The sequence below is a fragment of the Streptomyces sp. NPDC006997 genome (assembly GCF_040635175.1).
Classification (GTDB): domain Bacteria; phylum Actinomycetota; class Actinomycetes; order Streptomycetales; family Streptomycetaceae; genus Streptomyces.
Window position 1 is genome coordinate 55,184 of record NZ_JBEYHH010000024.1, and the last position, 13,553, is coordinate 68,736.

Here is a 13,553-nt window from a genome sequence, read left to right on the forward strand (position 1 = left end):
AGGGTTTTCACAGCTTCACCACATCAGGGGTGAGCGGTTACTGACTGTCACGTACCGGGCCGTTGACGTGCTGCCCCACGGGCCCCGGCAGCACCTCGTACCCCTGATTTTTCTGCCGCACCAGCAGATCGGCGAAGGGCCGGGAGGGGTCGTCGGCGAAGTGGCGCCGTTCCGCGCGGACCCAGCCGTCCCAGAACTCCCGCTGTTCCGCCCCGTCCCGGTCCCGGCCGCGCCGCCAGGACTCCGCGGGCGGCAGGTCCATCCACAGCAGCCGGGCCAGGTGGGGGCGGAGCGCGCGGCGTCCGGCGCCGACCCCTTCGATGAGGACCACCGGCGCGGGCTCCAGGACACGGGGCGGGTCGAAGCGGCGGGCCCGCCAGTCGTAGGGGGCGTAGTGCGCGGGGACACCGTGCCGGAGGGGTTCGACCACCTGGGCCAGCAGCCGGTCGGTCCACTCGAACAGCTCGCGGTGGCTGGCGATGTCGTCCAGCCGCAGCACCGGGGCGCCGCCGAGCGCGCCGGAGAGGTGCCCGGTGAACGTGGACTTCCCCGACCCGGCGTGCCCGTCGACCCCGACGAGCCGAACCGGCCCGAGCGACGGCGGCGACGCGCGCAGCGCACCGGCGAGGACGTCGAGCCCGGCCGGGGGGTGGAGGGGGCGGTGGGAGGAGGACGGCACCCCCCCCATCATCCGACATCGCCCACGGCGCCCGGATGCCGGACCTCAGGGTCCCGGGCGGGAGACCGCCGCAGCTGACACCACTGGTCGAGACCAATATTGCCGGACGCGCCATGGTCCCAAGTGCTGGCCCGACGGCCCGGTCAGCGGCCATAGTTGGCCCACGATCCAAGCACTGACCTGCCCCGACTTCGACACCTGGGGGTCTTCCGCCCATGAGCAGAGCCGAACAGCCGTCCCGCAGAACCGTCCTGACCGCCGCCGCCGTCGTGGTCGCCGCGGTGGGCAGCGGCGCGGGAGGGGCGGTGGCCCACGCGGCGGGCGCCGCCGCGGGTCCCGCCGCGGCCCCGGCCCGCCCCATCGACAACCGCGCCTGGACGACGTACACCGACTGGCGCGCCGGAGCCGCGCACGGCACCCGGGTCCTCGGCGGCGCCCGCCCCGGCGTGGTCATCGCCACGCCCGCCGGGACGGCCGACTACACCGACCCGCACACCGGACGCACCGCCGCCTGGGAGTACGCCACCTGGACCTCCCCGGCGCACCGGCTGACCGTGCCCGCCACCGAGGTGATCGCCTCCTGGAACGCGCGCACCCCGGACGGCACCTGGCTCCAGGTCGAGCTGAAGGGCACCTACTCCGACGGCACCGACACCCCCTGGTACGTCATGGGCCGCTGGGCGGCGGGCGACCAGGACATCCGGCGCACGTCCGTCGACGACCAGGGCGACGGCAAGAGCAGCGTCTGGACGGACACCTTCGCCATCGACGACGCCTCGACGGGCCTCCGCCTGACCGCGTACCGGCTGCGCCTGACCCTCTACCGCGCGCCGGGCTCGAAGGCGACCCCGACCGTGTGGCGGCTCGGCGCGATGGGTTCCGACATCCCCGACCGCTTCACCGTGCCCGCCTCCACCCCGGGCGTCGCCCGCGAGCTGGCCGTCCCGCGCTACTCGCAGGAGATCCACGCGGGCCAGTACCCCGAGTACGACAACGGCGGCGAGGCGTGGTGCAGCCCCACCTCCTCGCAGATGATCGTCGAGTACTGGGGCGGACGGCTCACCCCCGAGCAGCTCTCCTGGGTCGACCCCTCCTACGCGGACCCGCAGGTCTGCCACGCGGCCCGGTACACCTACGACTACCAGTACGCGGGCTGCGGCAACTGGCCCTTCAACGCCGCCTACGCCGCCACCTTCGACGGCATCCAGGGCGTGGTCACCCGGCTCGCCTCGCTCACCGACCTGGAGACGCTGGTCGCGGCGGGCATCCCGGCCATAACGTCCCAGTCGTTCCGCGAGGAGGAGCTGACCGGGTCCGGCTACGGCACCTCCGGGCACCTGATGACGGTGATCGGCTTCACCGCCGACGGCGACGTGATCGCCAACGACCCGGCATCACCGAGCAACGAGGCGGTGCGCCGCGTCTACCTGCGGCGGGAGTGGGAGAACATCTGGCTGCGGACCAAGCGGTACAACGCCTCCGGCAAGGTCGTCTCCGGCACCGGCGGCGTCTGCTACCTCTACTTCCCGGCCCGGCCGACCCCGCGGCAGCGCGCCGCGCTGAGGGCGGTCGGCGTGTGCTGAGCCGCCGTCCCCTGTGACCAAGCTCTCCGCCGCACGGGCGTCCGGCGGTGGCAGGGTGGACGGCATGACCGCACACCCCGCCACCGCCGGACGCGTCCGCACCGGCGGACCCCGGGACCACGGCCCGAAGATCGTCGAGCACGCCCTCGGCTGGGTGCTGGTGATGGTCCTCGCCATGCTCGTGACCCAGCTCGGCCTGGTCTGACCCCGCCCTGCCCCCTCCGTCCGACCTGCCATACTGCGGTGGAGTCCCGCCCGCCCCCGCAGACCAGGGTCGAAAGTGAATACCAGTCGACAGAGCGCCACCGCCGACGACCGCCCCCGTCCGCGGGTGCGAGGCACCGAGCGCTCCCTGGCGCGGCGCGCCGAACTCCTCGCCATCGGGCGGCGGCTGTTCGCCGACAGGTCCTACGACGCCCTGTCCATGGACGACATCGCCCGCCAGGCCCAGGTCGCCAAGGGGCTGATCTACTACTACTTCCACTCCAAGCGCGGCTACTACCTCGCCATCGTCCAGGACTCCGTTGCCGACCTGGTCGACTTCGCGGCCCGCGAGGCCGCACTGCCCCAGCTGGACCGGGCGCACCGCACGGTCGAGAGCTACCTGCGCTACGCCGAGCGCCACCAGGCCGCCTACCGCACCATCGTCAGCGGCGGCGTCGGCTTCGACACCGAGGTGCAGGCCATCCGGGACGGGGTGCGCGAGGCGCTCGTCGGCACCATCGCCGAGGGCGCCTACGGCAGCCGGGAGGTGGCGCCGGTCGCGCGCATGGGGCTGCTCGGCTGGGTGTGCGGCGTGGAGGGCGCCACCCTCGACTGGATCGACCGGCCGGAGCTGTCCCGCGAGACCATGCGGGAACTGCTGGTACGGAGCCTCGGCGGCACCCTGCGGGCCATCGAGGAACTCGACCCCGCCTACCCCGCCCCCGCACCCGCGCGCCGGGACGTCTGAGCGGGCCGTCCGGGGGGCGGTGGAACGCGCGGCGTTCACCGCGGACAGCGGGTGGGTACGGGTAAGGAAGTGAGCGTTCGTTAACCGGTGACGGGAGGTCGTCGATCGGGCATACTCACAGCGCAGCCGCTGGTCAGCCGCTTCCGAGACCCGGGAGCGGGGCACCGGCGACCGCTGTGAGACCCGGCGGAGCCGCCACCACCCGAGACGTGCGTCCGCCGCTGTGCCCGAAAGGGAGGAGAGCGTTCCCATGCCCGACCGCGCCCCGCAACCGGTGGACCGTCAACTGCCCACGGACGAGGCCCGGGACCTGATCTCGCTCGTCCGCGACATCGCGCAGCGCGAGATCGCCCCGCAGGCGGCCGAGGAGGAGGACGCGGGCCGCTTCCCGCGCGAGGTCTTCTCCCTGCTCTCGCAGTCCGGCCTGCTCGGCCTGCCCTACGACTCCGAGTACGGTGGCGGTGACCAGCCGTACGAGGTCTATCTCCAGGTCCTGGAAGAACTCGCCGCGGCCCGGCTCACCGTCGGCCTCGGCGTCAGCGTGCACACCCTGGCCTCCTACGCGCTGGCCGCCTACGGCAGCAAGGAGCAGCAGGTCGAGCACCTGCCCGCGATGCTGGGCGGCGGTCTGCTCGGCGCCTACTGCCTGTCCGAGCCGTCCTCCGGCTCCGACGCGGCGTCGCTGCGCACCCGTGCCGTGCGGGACGGCGACGACTGGGTGATCAACGGCACCAAGGCGTGGATCACCCACGGCGGGGTCGCCGACTTCTACACCGTCATGGCGCGCACCGGCGATGAGGGCCCGCGCGGGATCACCGCGTTCCTGGTGCCCGGCGACGCCGCGGGGCTGGGCGCCGCCGCGCCGGAGAAGAAGATGGGCATGAAGGGCTCGCCCACCGCACAGGTCCACTTCGACGGCGTACGGGTCCCGGACAGCCGCCGGATCGGCGAGGAGGGCCAGGGCTTCGCGATCGCCCTCGCCGCGCTCGACTCCGGGCGGCTCGGCATCGCGGCCTGCGCGATCGGCGTGGCGCAGGCCGCGCTGGACGAGGCGGTGGCGTACGCGGCCGAGCGGCGCCAGTTCGGCAAGCCGATCGCGGACTTCCAGGGACTGCGCTTCATGCTGGCCGACATGGCGACCCAGATCGAGGCGGGCCGCGCGCTCTACCTGACGGCGGCGCGGCTGCGGGACGCCGGGCGGCCGTTCGCCCGGCAGGCGGCCATGGCGAAGCTGCACTGCACCGACACGGCGATGCGGGTCACCACCGACGCCGTGCAGGTCCTCGGCGGGTACGGCTACACCGCGGACTTCCCCGCCGAGCGCTATATGCGCGAGTCCAAGGTGCTCCAGATCGTCGAGGGCACCAACCAGATCCAGCGGATGGTCATCGCCCGCCATCTCGTGGGCCCGGAGACGCGCTGAACTGCCCCGGCCGCACCAGGGGCGCCGCCAGCCGCACCCACTCCGGGTCGTGGCGCCCCGGCAGGGTGCGGCCGTGGCCCGCCCAGGTCCGCAGCAGCTCCCGGTAGATGGGCGGGTCGGCCACCTGCGGCGCGGGCGTCTGCGGCGGCAGCGGAACCGATTCCGCAGGACGACGGAAGAACACCTGACGCCGCCGCCCGGTCACCGACTGAACACTGCTCATACCCACCCAACGCGCCCCCCGCCCCCAGGTCACCGGCGCACAGAATCGCCCGCGTGTTCCTGGGGCGCTCCGGCGCGTGGGTGACGGTCACGTTCCCGGTGTCGCGCCGGTGTGGCGTCGGGCGCGCCGGACCCGCGCCACGGCACGGTGCGGCCATGGCGCCGGGGTGACTGCGGGGAGGGAAGCGACGGCGCGGCCGGGGTGCGGCGGCGACCGGCTCGGAGGTGGGTCAGGCCGCGGTGTCGCGGCGCATGGCCGGGATGCGGAGGGGGCGTGAGCCCGGGCCGCCGACGTGGGAGAACGGTTGGGTGCGCCAGTCCAGTCCCTGCGGGAGCGTCAGCAGCAGGGCGGTGTCCTGCTCCTGGGGTGCCCCCGACTCGTCGGCGGGGCGGGCGTCGGAGGCCCGGCGGCCGGTGCCGGCGCAGACCGTGAGGCCGAACGGGTTCCACGGTGAGGCGCACAGCGCGTGCTCCGGCAGGACCTCCTCGTCCGCCAGCAGGGCGATGGGCTGCGCGCAGTCCGGGCAGATGACCCGGAACATCTCGAAGGTCTCGTACGCGTCGAGCTCGTCGGCGTCGAAGTCGTCGGGTTCGACGCCCTCCGGCGTGGGCTCGATGACGAGGTGCTGGCGCTTGGGCGCGGTACGACCAGGGCGCTTAAGACTCTGCATGGGATTCTCCCCCTCGGGCTGGGCCGTGAAGGCGCTGCGGCCTCGACCACAGCAAGCACTTCCCGTCCGGCATCCGGGGTAATCACGAGAACATTACGAGGCTCGTCAGAGCCATGTGGTCTTCGTCACATGCCGCGCGCAGGTGCCCGGCCCGGCGCATTTGTCCCCTGAGTGCGCCCCGGTCCGTTCTGCCGAGGTATCCGAGGAGATCAAGCGCACTGTAGGTTCTTGCGCCATGGAGGAGCTGGACCGTCAGATCGTGCAGCTGCTCGTCAAGGACGGGCGGATGAGCTACACAGACCTGGGCAAGGCCACGGGCCTGTCCACGTCGGCCGTGCACCAGCGGGTGCGTCGGCTGGAACAGCGTGGCGTCATCCGCGGCTACGCCGCGGTGGTCGACCCGGAAGCGGTCGGGTTGCCCATGACCGCGTTCATCTCGGTGAAACCGTTCGACCCCAGCGCCCCGGACGACATCGCGGAGCGGCTGGCGGGCGTGCCCGAGATCGAGGCCTGCCACAGCGTCGCGGGCGACGAGAACTACATCCTCAAGGTGCGGGTCGGCACACCGCACGAGCTGGAGGAACTGCTCGCGCGCCTGCGGTCGTTGGCGGGGGTGTCCACGCGGACGACGGTGGTGCTGTCCACGCCGTACGAGGCCCGGCCGCCGCGGATCTGACCGGCCGACGGCCGCGGGGGGCGCCCCCCGTGCCAGGCGCTTGCCGCCCGGGGTGAGACTGGTGCCCATGAGTGAGCGCACCGAGCCGGTCAAGACCGTCCTGCTTCGCCGTGGCGAGGTCCACAGCCCCGCCGCCCCCTTCGCCACCGCCATGGTCGTCGAGCGCGGGCAGGTCGCCTGGGTCGGCTCCGAGGGGGCCGCCGACGCGTTCGTGGACGGCGTCGCCGAGGTCGTCGACCTCGACGGCGCGCTCGTCACCCCCGCCTTCACCGACGCCCATGTGCACACCACCGCCACCGGCCTCGCGCTCACCGGCCTCGACCTGTCCGACGCGCCCACCCTGGAGGCCGCCCTCGCGCGGGTACGGGAGTTCGCCGCCGCCCGGCCCCACGACCGCGTCCTGCTCGGGCACGGCTGGGACGCCGCCCGCTGGCCCGGCGGCCGTCCGCCGACCCGCGCCGAACTCGACACGGCCTCCGGCGGACGCCCCCTCTACCTCAGCCGCATCGACGTCCACTCCGCGGTCGTCACCACCGCCCTGCTCGACCTCGTTCCCGGCGTATCCGGCGACGTCACCCGCGAGGACCGGCCGCTGACCGCCGACGACCACCACGCCGTACGCGCCGCCGCGCTCGCCGCCGTCACCCCGCGCCAGCGCACCGACGCCCAGCGCGCCGCCCTCGCCCGCGCCGCCGCCCTCGGCATCGGCACCGTCCACGAGTGCGCCGGGCCGGAGATCTCCGCCGAGGACGACTTCACCGGCCTGCTCCGGCTCGCCGCCGAGGAGGACGGCCCGCGCGTCGTCGGCTACTGGGCCGACCGGGACGTGGACCGCGCCCGGGAACTGGGCGCCGCCGGAGCCGCCGGGGACCTGTTCGTCGACGGCGCCCTCGGCTCCCACACCGCCTGCCTGCACCGGCCGTACGCCGACGCCGCCCACACCGGCACCGCCTACCTGGACGCCGACGCCGTTGCCGCCCACGTCACGGCATGCACCGAGGCGGGGATCCAGGCGGGCTTCCACGCCATCGGGGACGCCGCGGTCGGCGCGGTCGTCGAGGGCGTCCGCGCCGCCGCCGAGAAGGTCGGCCTGGCCCGCGTCCGCGCCGCCCGGCACCGGATCGAGCACGCCGAGATGCTCACCCCCGACACCGTCGCCGCCTTCGCCGAACTGGGTCTGACCGCCTCCGTCCAGCCCGCCTTCGACGCGCTGTGGGGCGGCGCGGAGGGCATGTACGCCCAGCGGCTGGGGGCGGAACGGGCGCGCACCCTTAACCCGTACGCCGCCCTGCTGCGCGCCGGGGTGCCGCTCGCCTTCGGCTCCGACAGCCCGGTCACCCCGCTCGACCCGTGGGGCACGGTCCGCGCCGCCGCCTTCCACCACACCCCGGAGCACCGGATCTCCGTACGGGCGGCGTTCACCGCGCACACCCGCGGCGGCTGGCGCGCGACCGGCCGCGACGACGCCGGTGTGCTGGTGCCCGGCGCGCCCGCGGACTACGCCGTGTGGCGCACCGGCGACCTCGTCGTGCAGGCCCCCGACGACCGGGTCGCCCGCTGGTCCACCGACCCCCGCTCCGGCACCCCGGGCCTGCCCGACCTGCGCCCCGGCTCCGACCTGCCCGTCTGTCTGCGCACCGTGGTCGGCGGCCGGACGGTGTTCGTACGGCCGGGCGAGTGATCTACGGGGGCGGCACCGCGTCCGCCCCCGCCCGCCGCCCCACCCACGACCTGCGCGTCCTCCCCGCCGGGCGGCGCGCGGCGCGAAGACCTGCGGACCCGGCGGCTGTTGACAGGCAGCGCCCGGGGGCCGGTAGGTTCGGCCGGGTCCACCATCGGACGCCCGACCGGGGAACCTCCGCGCACTCGACGCGGCGCCGCTGGGTCAGGGACGGGGTACCGCACCGGGGCCCCGTCACTGGGAGCCAGGCTCAGCGTCCGCGCCGACGAGGGAGCGTTCCGGCCGGCCGGCAAGGTGTGACCCGGGTGGGGCCCGCGCGCTCAGTAGACAACGGCTTCAGGTCGACCCGCAGCCAGCGGGTCCCAGGTCGGCCCGAAGGGCGCCGGGCCCCCATCCGCCGCACCGCCATCCCCCACCATCCGGGCGAAAGAGACCGAAAAACCGGATCCCTACCCCGAACCCGCGCGACGCACACCCGAATCCGAACGTCCCCTCACGTCAGCGCAGGCCGCGCCCATTAAGGTGGACCTCTGCGTACGGGACATGAAGGGGCAGTAGTGAACGACGGCGACGGGACCCCCACGACACAGGACCCAGAGAGGCGCTTCGGTCCGCTCGGTGAGGCTCTGGTGATCATTCCGACCTACAACGAGGCCGAGAACATCACCATGATCGTCAACCGGGTGCGCGAGGCCGTCCCCGACGCGCACGTCCTCGTCGCCGACGACAACAGCCCCGACGGCACCGGCAAGCTCGCCGACGAGCTGGCCGCCGCCGACAAGCAGGTCCAGGTGCTGCACCGCAAGGGCAAGGAAGGGCTCGGCGCCGCCTATCTCGCGGGCTTCCGCTGGGGCCTAGAACACGGCTTCGGCGTACTGGTCGAGATGGACGCCGACGGCTCCCACCAGCCGGAGGAACTGCCCCGGCTGCTGACCGCCCTCAAGAACGCCGACCTGGCCCTCGGCTCCCGCTGGGTGCCCGGCGGGCGGGTGGTCAACTGGCCCAAGAGCCGTGAGTTCATCTCCCGGGGCGGCAGCCTCTACTCACGCGTGCTGCTGGACGTACCGATCCGCGACGTCACCGGGGGCTACCGCGCCTTCCGCCGGGAGACCCTGGAGGGCCTCGGTCTGGAGGAGGTGGCCTCCCAGGGGTACTGCTTTCAGGTCGACCTCGCCCGCCGGGCGGTCAAGGCCGGTTACCACGTCGTCGAGGTGCCCATCACGTTCGTCGAGCGCGAACACGGGGACTCCAAGATGAGCCGCGACATCCTTGTCGAGGCGCTCTGGCGGGTCACCACCTGGGGCGTGGGGGAGCGGGTCAACCGGGTGCGGCGGCGCCGCTGACCGGTGCGCCGTCGCCGCTGACCGGTGCGCCGGCGCCGCTCCACCCGCTTATCCCGCGCTGAGCCGGGGCCAGGCACACTGGAAGCATGACGACTGGCGCTCCGACTCCCACCCGTCCCGCCCGGCCCCGGCGCTCCCGGCTGCGGACCGTCCTGCCGCTGGCCGTCGCGGCCTGGCTGGTGCTGGAGATCTGGCTGTTGACCGTGGTCGCGGGGGCGGCGGGCGGACTCACGGTGTTCCTGCTGCTGATCGCCGGGCTGGTGCTCGGCTCCGTGGTCATCAAGCGGGCGGGCCGACGCGCCTTCCAGAACCTGAACGAGGCGTTGCAGGGAGGCACACCCCCCTCACAGGGCGCCGGCGGCGGCAACGGCCTGATGATGCTGGGCGGCCTGCTGCTGATGATGCCGGGGCTGGTCTCGGACGCGCTGGGCCTGCTCCTGCTGGTGCCGCCGGTACAGAAGGCGCTGAGCCGGTACGCCGAGCGCACCTTCGAGCGCACGCTGCGCACCGCCCGACCCGGTTCCCTGGGGGGCGCCTTCCAGCAGGCCCGTATCTACCGCCCGGACGGCAAGGTCGTCCAGGGCGAGGTCATACGGGACGAGCGGGACGAGACGCGCGGCGACCGCCCCGAGGAGCCGCGCCCTCCGCTCAACCGGTGACCCCCTGACCGGGGGCGCGGGCCCGCGTGTGCGCCCCGGGTCGGTCGTCCGCCGTCGCCGCGCATGACCATGACCGCGGGCGCCGTACACGTATGTACGGCGCCCGCGGTCGGTCACGTGCCTTTGGTTGTGTCGCGGCCCTCGGCTACGCGCTCTTGCGGCTGTCCCTGGGGTGCACCGCAATGTTCATCGCACCGGAACGCAGTACGGCGAGACGCTCCTCAAGGACCTCTTCGAGTTCCTCGCGGGTGCGCCGCTCCATCAGCATGTCCCAGTGCGTACGCGCAGGCTTGGCCTTCTTCTCCTCCGGACCGTCGCCGTCTACGAGAAGTGCCTGGGCCCCGCAGACCTTGCACTCCCACTCCGGCGGGATCTCCGCCTCGACCGAGAAGGGCATCTCAAAGCGGTGCCCCTTCTCACATGCGTACTCCACGGCCTGGCGCGGGGCCAGGTCGATGCCGCGGTCCGTCTCGTAGCTGGTCACCACGAGGCGCGTGCCGCGAAGAGCTCGCTCACTCATGAATCGTGCCTCCCGGGCTTGTCGCCCACAGGACAGGTGTCGCTGTCGTCGTCATCCGGTCAACGTCCGGTCGGCGGTAAAGATTCCCGTTCCGAGTCCCGTTCCGGGTCATGCGTCGCCGTCGTAGCCGCAGCCTTGTCAACCAGTGCAGTACCCACCGGCGCCCGGTTTGTCACATCTGCTAGGAGATGTAACCCAGCGTTTCGGCATCTTTGACGCGCAGTAACGGTACGCCTGGCAGGCCAAACGCGTACACTACCGCCCTTTCGCTCCGAGTGCTAAATCCTGTCGGGGACCGGGTTGCCCGCGTCGTGGATCGCCTGCCGCACCGGCACCCGGGCGAGCAGCACGAAGCCCAGCACGAAGAAGGCCACCAGCGAGATGATCGCGTCCCGGTAGCTGCCGGTCAGCTGGTACGTCAGCCCGAACAGCAGCGGGCCGAGCCAGCTCATCCCGCGGTCGCTCAGCTCGTAGGCCGAGAAGTACTCGGCCTCCTTGCCGGGCGGCACCAGATGGGAGAAGAGGGAGCGGGACAGCGCCTGGCTGCCGCCGAGGACCAGCCCGATGCCCGCCGCCAGCGCGAAGAACCACACCGGCTCCCCCGCCGGGAGGAAGTACCCGGCGCCCAGGGTGAGGGTCCAGGCGGCCAGCGAGCCGAGGATCGTGCGCTGGGCACCGTAGCGGCGGGCCAGTCGGCCCAGCGCCAGCGCGCCCGCCACCGCCAGCACCTGCACCAGCAGCACGGCGACGATCAGCGTGGACTGTTCGAGGCCCAGCTCCTCGGAGCCGTAGACCGACGCCTGGGAGATCACCGTCTGGATGCCGTCGTTGTAGAGGAGGTACGCCAGCAGGAAGGCCAGGGTGAGCGGGTGGCGGCGCATGTCGCGCAGGGTCGCCGCGAGCTGCCCGCGGCGGGGCAGGGCGGCCTCCCGCGCGGGGGAGCGGCGGTCGCGCAGCCGCCGGAGCGGGATGATCGCGAAGGCGCCCCACCACAGACCGGCCGAGGACAGGCAGATGCGGACGGCCGTGGACTCCGAGACGCCGAAGGAGTCGTGGGCGAGGTAGAGCACCAGGTTGGCGACGAGCACCAGGGCGCCCGCCGCGTAGCCGAGGGCCCAGCCGCGCGAGGAGACCGCGTCGCGCTCCTCGGGCGGGGCGATCTGCGGGAGGTAGGAGTTGTAGAGCATCATCGCCACCGACTGCGCGGCGTTCGCCAGCACCAGCAGCGCGCCGCCGAGCAGATAGCGGTCGCCGTCCAGGAAGAACATGGCCGTCGTCGCCGCGGCGCCCAGGTACGCGGCGGCGGCCAGCAGCGGCTTCTTGCGGCCGGTGCGGTCGGCGGCGGCGCCGACCAGCGGCATCGCCAGCACGGCCACGATCACCGACAGGGACACCGCGTACGCGAAGAACGAACCCGCGCGGACCGGCACGCCCAGCGGGTGGACGAAGCCGTCGGCGTCCGCCGCCGACTTGGCGACCGAGGTCAGGTACGGCCCGAGGAACACGGTGAGCACGCTGGTCGAGTAGACCGAGCAGGCCCAGTCGTAGAAGTACCAGCCGCGCTGTTCGCGCCGTCGCTCGGCCGTCTCGTCGGCGGCCTGTGCCCGCACGGTGTCGGTCCCCACCCGTGCCCTCGCTTCCCCGTGCCGGTGCCGCCAGGAGGCGGCGGACCGGGGTCAGACCCAGACGCCCCGCTCCTCCATGACCTTGCGCAGTGTGTCGATGTGATCGGTCATGATGCCATCGACGCCCAGGTCGAGGAGACGGTGCATCCGCTCCGGCTCGTTGACCGTCCAGACGTGCACCTGGAGCCCGCGCGCGTGGGCGGCGCGCACGAACCGGTGGTCGACCACCCGGACGCCGGACTGCGCCTCGGGCACCTGCGCCGCCACCGCCGAGCGGCGCGGCGCCGCCGGGAGGCCCCAGGACCGCAGTCGCAGGTTCAGCACCCCGCGGGTGCCGTACGACGTCGCCAGGCGCGCTCCGGCCAGCCGCTGGGCGCGGGCCACCCGGGCCTCGGAGAACGAGCCGACGCAGATCCGGTCCCACGAGCCGGTGCGGGCGATCAGGTCGAGGAGCGGGCGCAGGGCGGGCTCCGCCTTCACGTCGACGTTCCAGCGGACCTCGGGGAACGTCTCCAGCAGCTCCTCGAAGAGCGGCACCGGCTCACGGCCCGCCACGCGCGCGTGCCGTACGTCCGCCCACCGCAGGTCGGCGATCCGGCCCGCCCCGTCGGTCACCCGGTCGAGGGTCGCGTCGTGGAAGGCGACCAGCCTGCCGTCCCGGGTCGCGTGTACGTCGGTCTCGAGGTAGCGGTAACCGGTCTCCACGGCACGCCGGAACTGGAGGGCGGTGTTCTCCAGGCCGTCCGCCGCGCCGCCCCGGTGGGCGAACGGGATGGGGCCGGGGTGGTCGAGGTAGGGGTGGCGTATCCGCGGGGTCACCGCCGCAGTATCGCGCGCCGCGGTGGCGCGGCGGCAACGACCGTGCTGCCGCCGGATGCCCCGGGGACGGCGAAGACGCGCAGGAAGAGCTGGGCGAGCGGGCCGATCGCCACCGCGTACAGCAGCGTCCCGACGCCGATGGTGCCGCCCAGCGCGAAACCGGTGACCACGACGGCCACCTCGACCGCCGTGCGCATCAGGCGGATCGAGCGGCCGGTGCGCCGGTGCAGGCCGGTCATCAGGCCGTCGCGCGGGCCGGGCCCGAAGCGGGCCGCGATGTAGAGGCCGGTCGCCACGCCGTTCAGCGCGATCCCGGCGAGCAGCAGCGGGACCCGGACGGAGAGGGCGTGCGCGTCGGGGACCAGGGCGAGCGTGCCGTCCATCGCGAGGCCGACGACGAAGACGTTGGAGACGGTGCCGAGTCCGGGGCGCTGCCGCAGCGGGACCCACAGCAGCAGGACCACCGCGCCGACGATGATCGACACCACGCCGATCGTCAGGCCGGTGCGCTCCGCGAGGCCCTGGTGGAGCACGTTCCAGGGCTCCAGACCGAGGCCCGAGCGGACCAGCAGCGCGGAGCTGGCGCCGTACAGCGCGAGTCCGGCGTAGAGCTGCGTCACGCGGCGCAGGACGTGTCGCTGCCTGGACGACGCTGGCATAAGGTGCCCCCTGGTGGTGAAGTGGACTGGCGGGTGCCACT

At 73.5% G+C, this 13,553-nt stretch carries 15 protein-coding genes; 8 read left to right on the forward strand and 7 right to left on the reverse strand.

The window, feature by feature from the left end:
• Positions 1–37 precede the first annotated feature (37 nt).
• Entirely contained in the window at positions 38–679 is a 642-nt protein-coding gene (locus ABZ659_RS23695; RefSeq protein ID WP_360223553.1) for a hypothetical protein, read from the reverse strand.
• 215 nt (positions 680–894) lie between these two features.
• On the opposite strand from ABZ659_RS23695, the gene ABZ659_RS23700 reads away from it, so the two are divergent.
• From ABZ659_RS23700 to ABZ659_RS23715, 4 genes are all read left to right on the forward strand, one after another.
• Entirely contained in the window at positions 895–2,262 is a 1,368-nt protein-coding gene (locus ABZ659_RS23700; RefSeq protein WP_360223555.1) for a peptidase C39 family protein, read from the forward strand.
• Between the two features lie 64 nt (positions 2,263–2,326).
• Positions 2,327–2,467, forward strand: a complete 141-nt coding sequence (locus ABZ659_RS23705; protein ID WP_360223557.1) for an SCO1431 family membrane protein — start codon at positions 2,327–2,329, stop codon at positions 2,465–2,467.
• A gap of 75 nt (positions 2,468–2,542) precedes the next feature.
• Positions 2,543–3,214, forward strand: coding sequence for a helix-turn-helix domain-containing protein (locus ABZ659_RS23710; RefSeq protein WP_360223559.1), 672 nt, complete (start codon positions 2,543–2,545; stop codon positions 3,212–3,214).
• A gap of 250 nt (positions 3,215–3,464) precedes the next feature.
• Positions 3,465–4,637 carry an acyl-CoA dehydrogenase family protein gene (locus ABZ659_RS23715; RefSeq protein ID WP_360223561.1) on the forward strand — a complete coding sequence of 391 codons (1,173 nt, stop codon included), beginning with the start codon at positions 3,465–3,467 and terminating at the stop codon, positions 4,635–4,637.
• On the opposite strand, the gene ABZ659_RS23720 is transcribed toward ABZ659_RS23715, so the two are convergent.
• A complete protein-coding gene (locus tag ABZ659_RS23720) occupies positions 4,600–4,860 on the reverse strand; it encodes a hypothetical protein (RefSeq protein WP_360223563.1) in 261 nt (86 codons plus the stop codon). The two genes, ABZ659_RS23715 and ABZ659_RS23720, sit on opposite strands and share 38 nt — an antisense overlap.
• A 229-nt stretch (positions 4,861–5,089) precedes the next feature.
• Positions 5,090–5,530, reverse strand: coding sequence for a hypothetical protein (locus tag ABZ659_RS23725; RefSeq protein WP_360223565.1), 441 nt, complete (start codon positions 5,528–5,530; stop codon positions 5,090–5,092).
• 235 nt (positions 5,531–5,765) lie between these two features.
• Between ABZ659_RS23725 and ABZ659_RS23730 the strand changes: the two genes are divergently transcribed.
• The 4 genes from ABZ659_RS23730 (at position 5,766) to fxsA (ending at position 9,889) form a co-directional block, all read left to right on the forward strand.
• On the forward strand, positions 5,766–6,206 hold the full coding sequence (locus ABZ659_RS23730; RefSeq protein WP_360223567.1) for an Lrp/AsnC family transcriptional regulator: 441 nt from the start codon (positions 5,766–5,768) through the stop codon (positions 6,204–6,206).
• Positions 6,207–6,273: 67 nt separating this feature from the next.
• Positions 6,274–7,887, forward strand: coding sequence for an amidohydrolase (locus tag ABZ659_RS23735; RefSeq protein WP_360223569.1), 1,614 nt, complete (start codon positions 6,274–6,276; stop codon positions 7,885–7,887).
• Between the two features lie 557 nt (positions 7,888–8,444).
• A complete protein-coding gene (locus ABZ659_RS23740) occupies positions 8,445–9,230 on the forward strand; it encodes a polyprenol monophosphomannose synthase (RefSeq protein ID WP_360223571.1) in 786 nt (261 codons plus the stop codon).
• Between the two features lie 86 nt (positions 9,231–9,316).
• A complete protein-coding gene (gene fxsA, locus ABZ659_RS23745; protein ID WP_360223573.1) occupies positions 9,317–9,889 on the forward strand; it encodes an FxsA family membrane protein in 573 nt (190 codons plus the stop codon).
• Positions 9,890–10,034: 145 nt separating this feature from the next.
• Here fxsA and ABZ659_RS23750 read toward each other — a convergent pair whose 3' ends face one another.
• The 4 genes from ABZ659_RS23750 to ABZ659_RS23765 form a co-directional block, all read right to left on the reverse strand.
• Positions 10,035–10,409 carry an RNA polymerase-binding protein RbpA gene (locus ABZ659_RS23750; RefSeq protein ID WP_003977404.1) on the reverse strand — a complete coding sequence of 125 codons (375 nt, stop codon included), beginning with the start codon at positions 10,407–10,409 and terminating at the stop codon, positions 10,035–10,037.
• A 278-nt stretch (positions 10,410–10,687) separates the two neighbouring features.
• Positions 10,688–12,034 (reverse strand): MFS transporter, encoded by a 1,347-nt coding sequence (locus tag ABZ659_RS23755; protein ID WP_360223575.1) that lies wholly within the window; start codon positions 12,032–12,034, stop codon positions 10,688–10,690.
• Positions 12,035–12,085: 51 nt separating this feature from the next.
• Positions 12,086–12,853 carry a glycerophosphodiester phosphodiesterase gene (locus ABZ659_RS23760; RefSeq protein WP_360223577.1) on the reverse strand — a complete coding sequence of 256 codons (768 nt, stop codon included), beginning with the start codon at positions 12,851–12,853 and terminating at the stop codon, positions 12,086–12,088.
• Complete coding sequence (locus ABZ659_RS23765; protein WP_360223579.1) at positions 12,850–13,512, reverse strand: hypothetical protein; 663 nt, start codon at positions 13,510–13,512, stop codon at positions 12,850–12,852. Before ABZ659_RS23765 ends, ABZ659_RS23760 begins: the two co-directional genes overlap by 4 nt.
• Between the last annotated feature and the right edge of the window lie 41 nt (positions 13,513–13,553).

Excerpts from the sequence above, each read along its gene's own strand:
- fxsA (WP_360223573.1), top strand. The coding sequence starts at position 9,317 with ATGACGACTGGCGCTCCGACTCCCACCCGTCCCGCCCGGCCCCGGCGC.
- ABZ659_RS23705 (WP_360223557.1), top strand. The coding sequence starts at position 2,327 with ATGACCGCACACCCCGCCACCGCCGGACGCGTCCGCACCGGCGGACCC.
- ABZ659_RS23700 (WP_360223555.1), top strand. The coding sequence starts at position 895 with ATGAGCAGAGCCGAACAGCCGTCCCGCAGAACCGTCCTGACCGCCGCC.
- ABZ659_RS23730 (WP_360223567.1), top strand. The coding sequence starts at position 5,766 with ATGGAGGAGCTGGACCGTCAGATCGTGCAGCTGCTCGTCAAGGACGGG.
- ABZ659_RS23720 (WP_360223563.1), bottom strand. The coding sequence starts at position 4,860 with ATGAGCAGTGTTCAGTCGGTGACCGGGCGGCGGCGTCAGGTGTTCTTC.
- ABZ659_RS23725 (WP_360223565.1), bottom strand. The coding sequence starts at position 5,530 with ATGCAGAGTCTTAAGCGCCCTGGTCGTACCGCGCCCAAGCGCCAGCAC.
- ABZ659_RS23765 (WP_360223579.1), bottom strand. The coding sequence starts at position 13,512 with ATGCCAGCGTCGTCCAGGCAGCGACACGTCCTGCGCCGCGTGACGCAG.
- ABZ659_RS23750 (WP_003977404.1), bottom strand. The coding sequence starts at position 10,409 with ATGAGTGAGCGAGCTCTTCGCGGCACGCGCCTCGTGGTGACCAGCTAC.
- ABZ659_RS23715 (WP_360223561.1), top strand. The coding sequence starts at position 3,465 with ATGCCCGACCGCGCCCCGCAACCGGTGGACCGTCAACTGCCCACGGAC.
- ABZ659_RS23735 (WP_360223569.1), top strand. The coding sequence starts at position 6,274 with ATGAGTGAGCGCACCGAGCCGGTCAAGACCGTCCTGCTTCGCCGTGGC.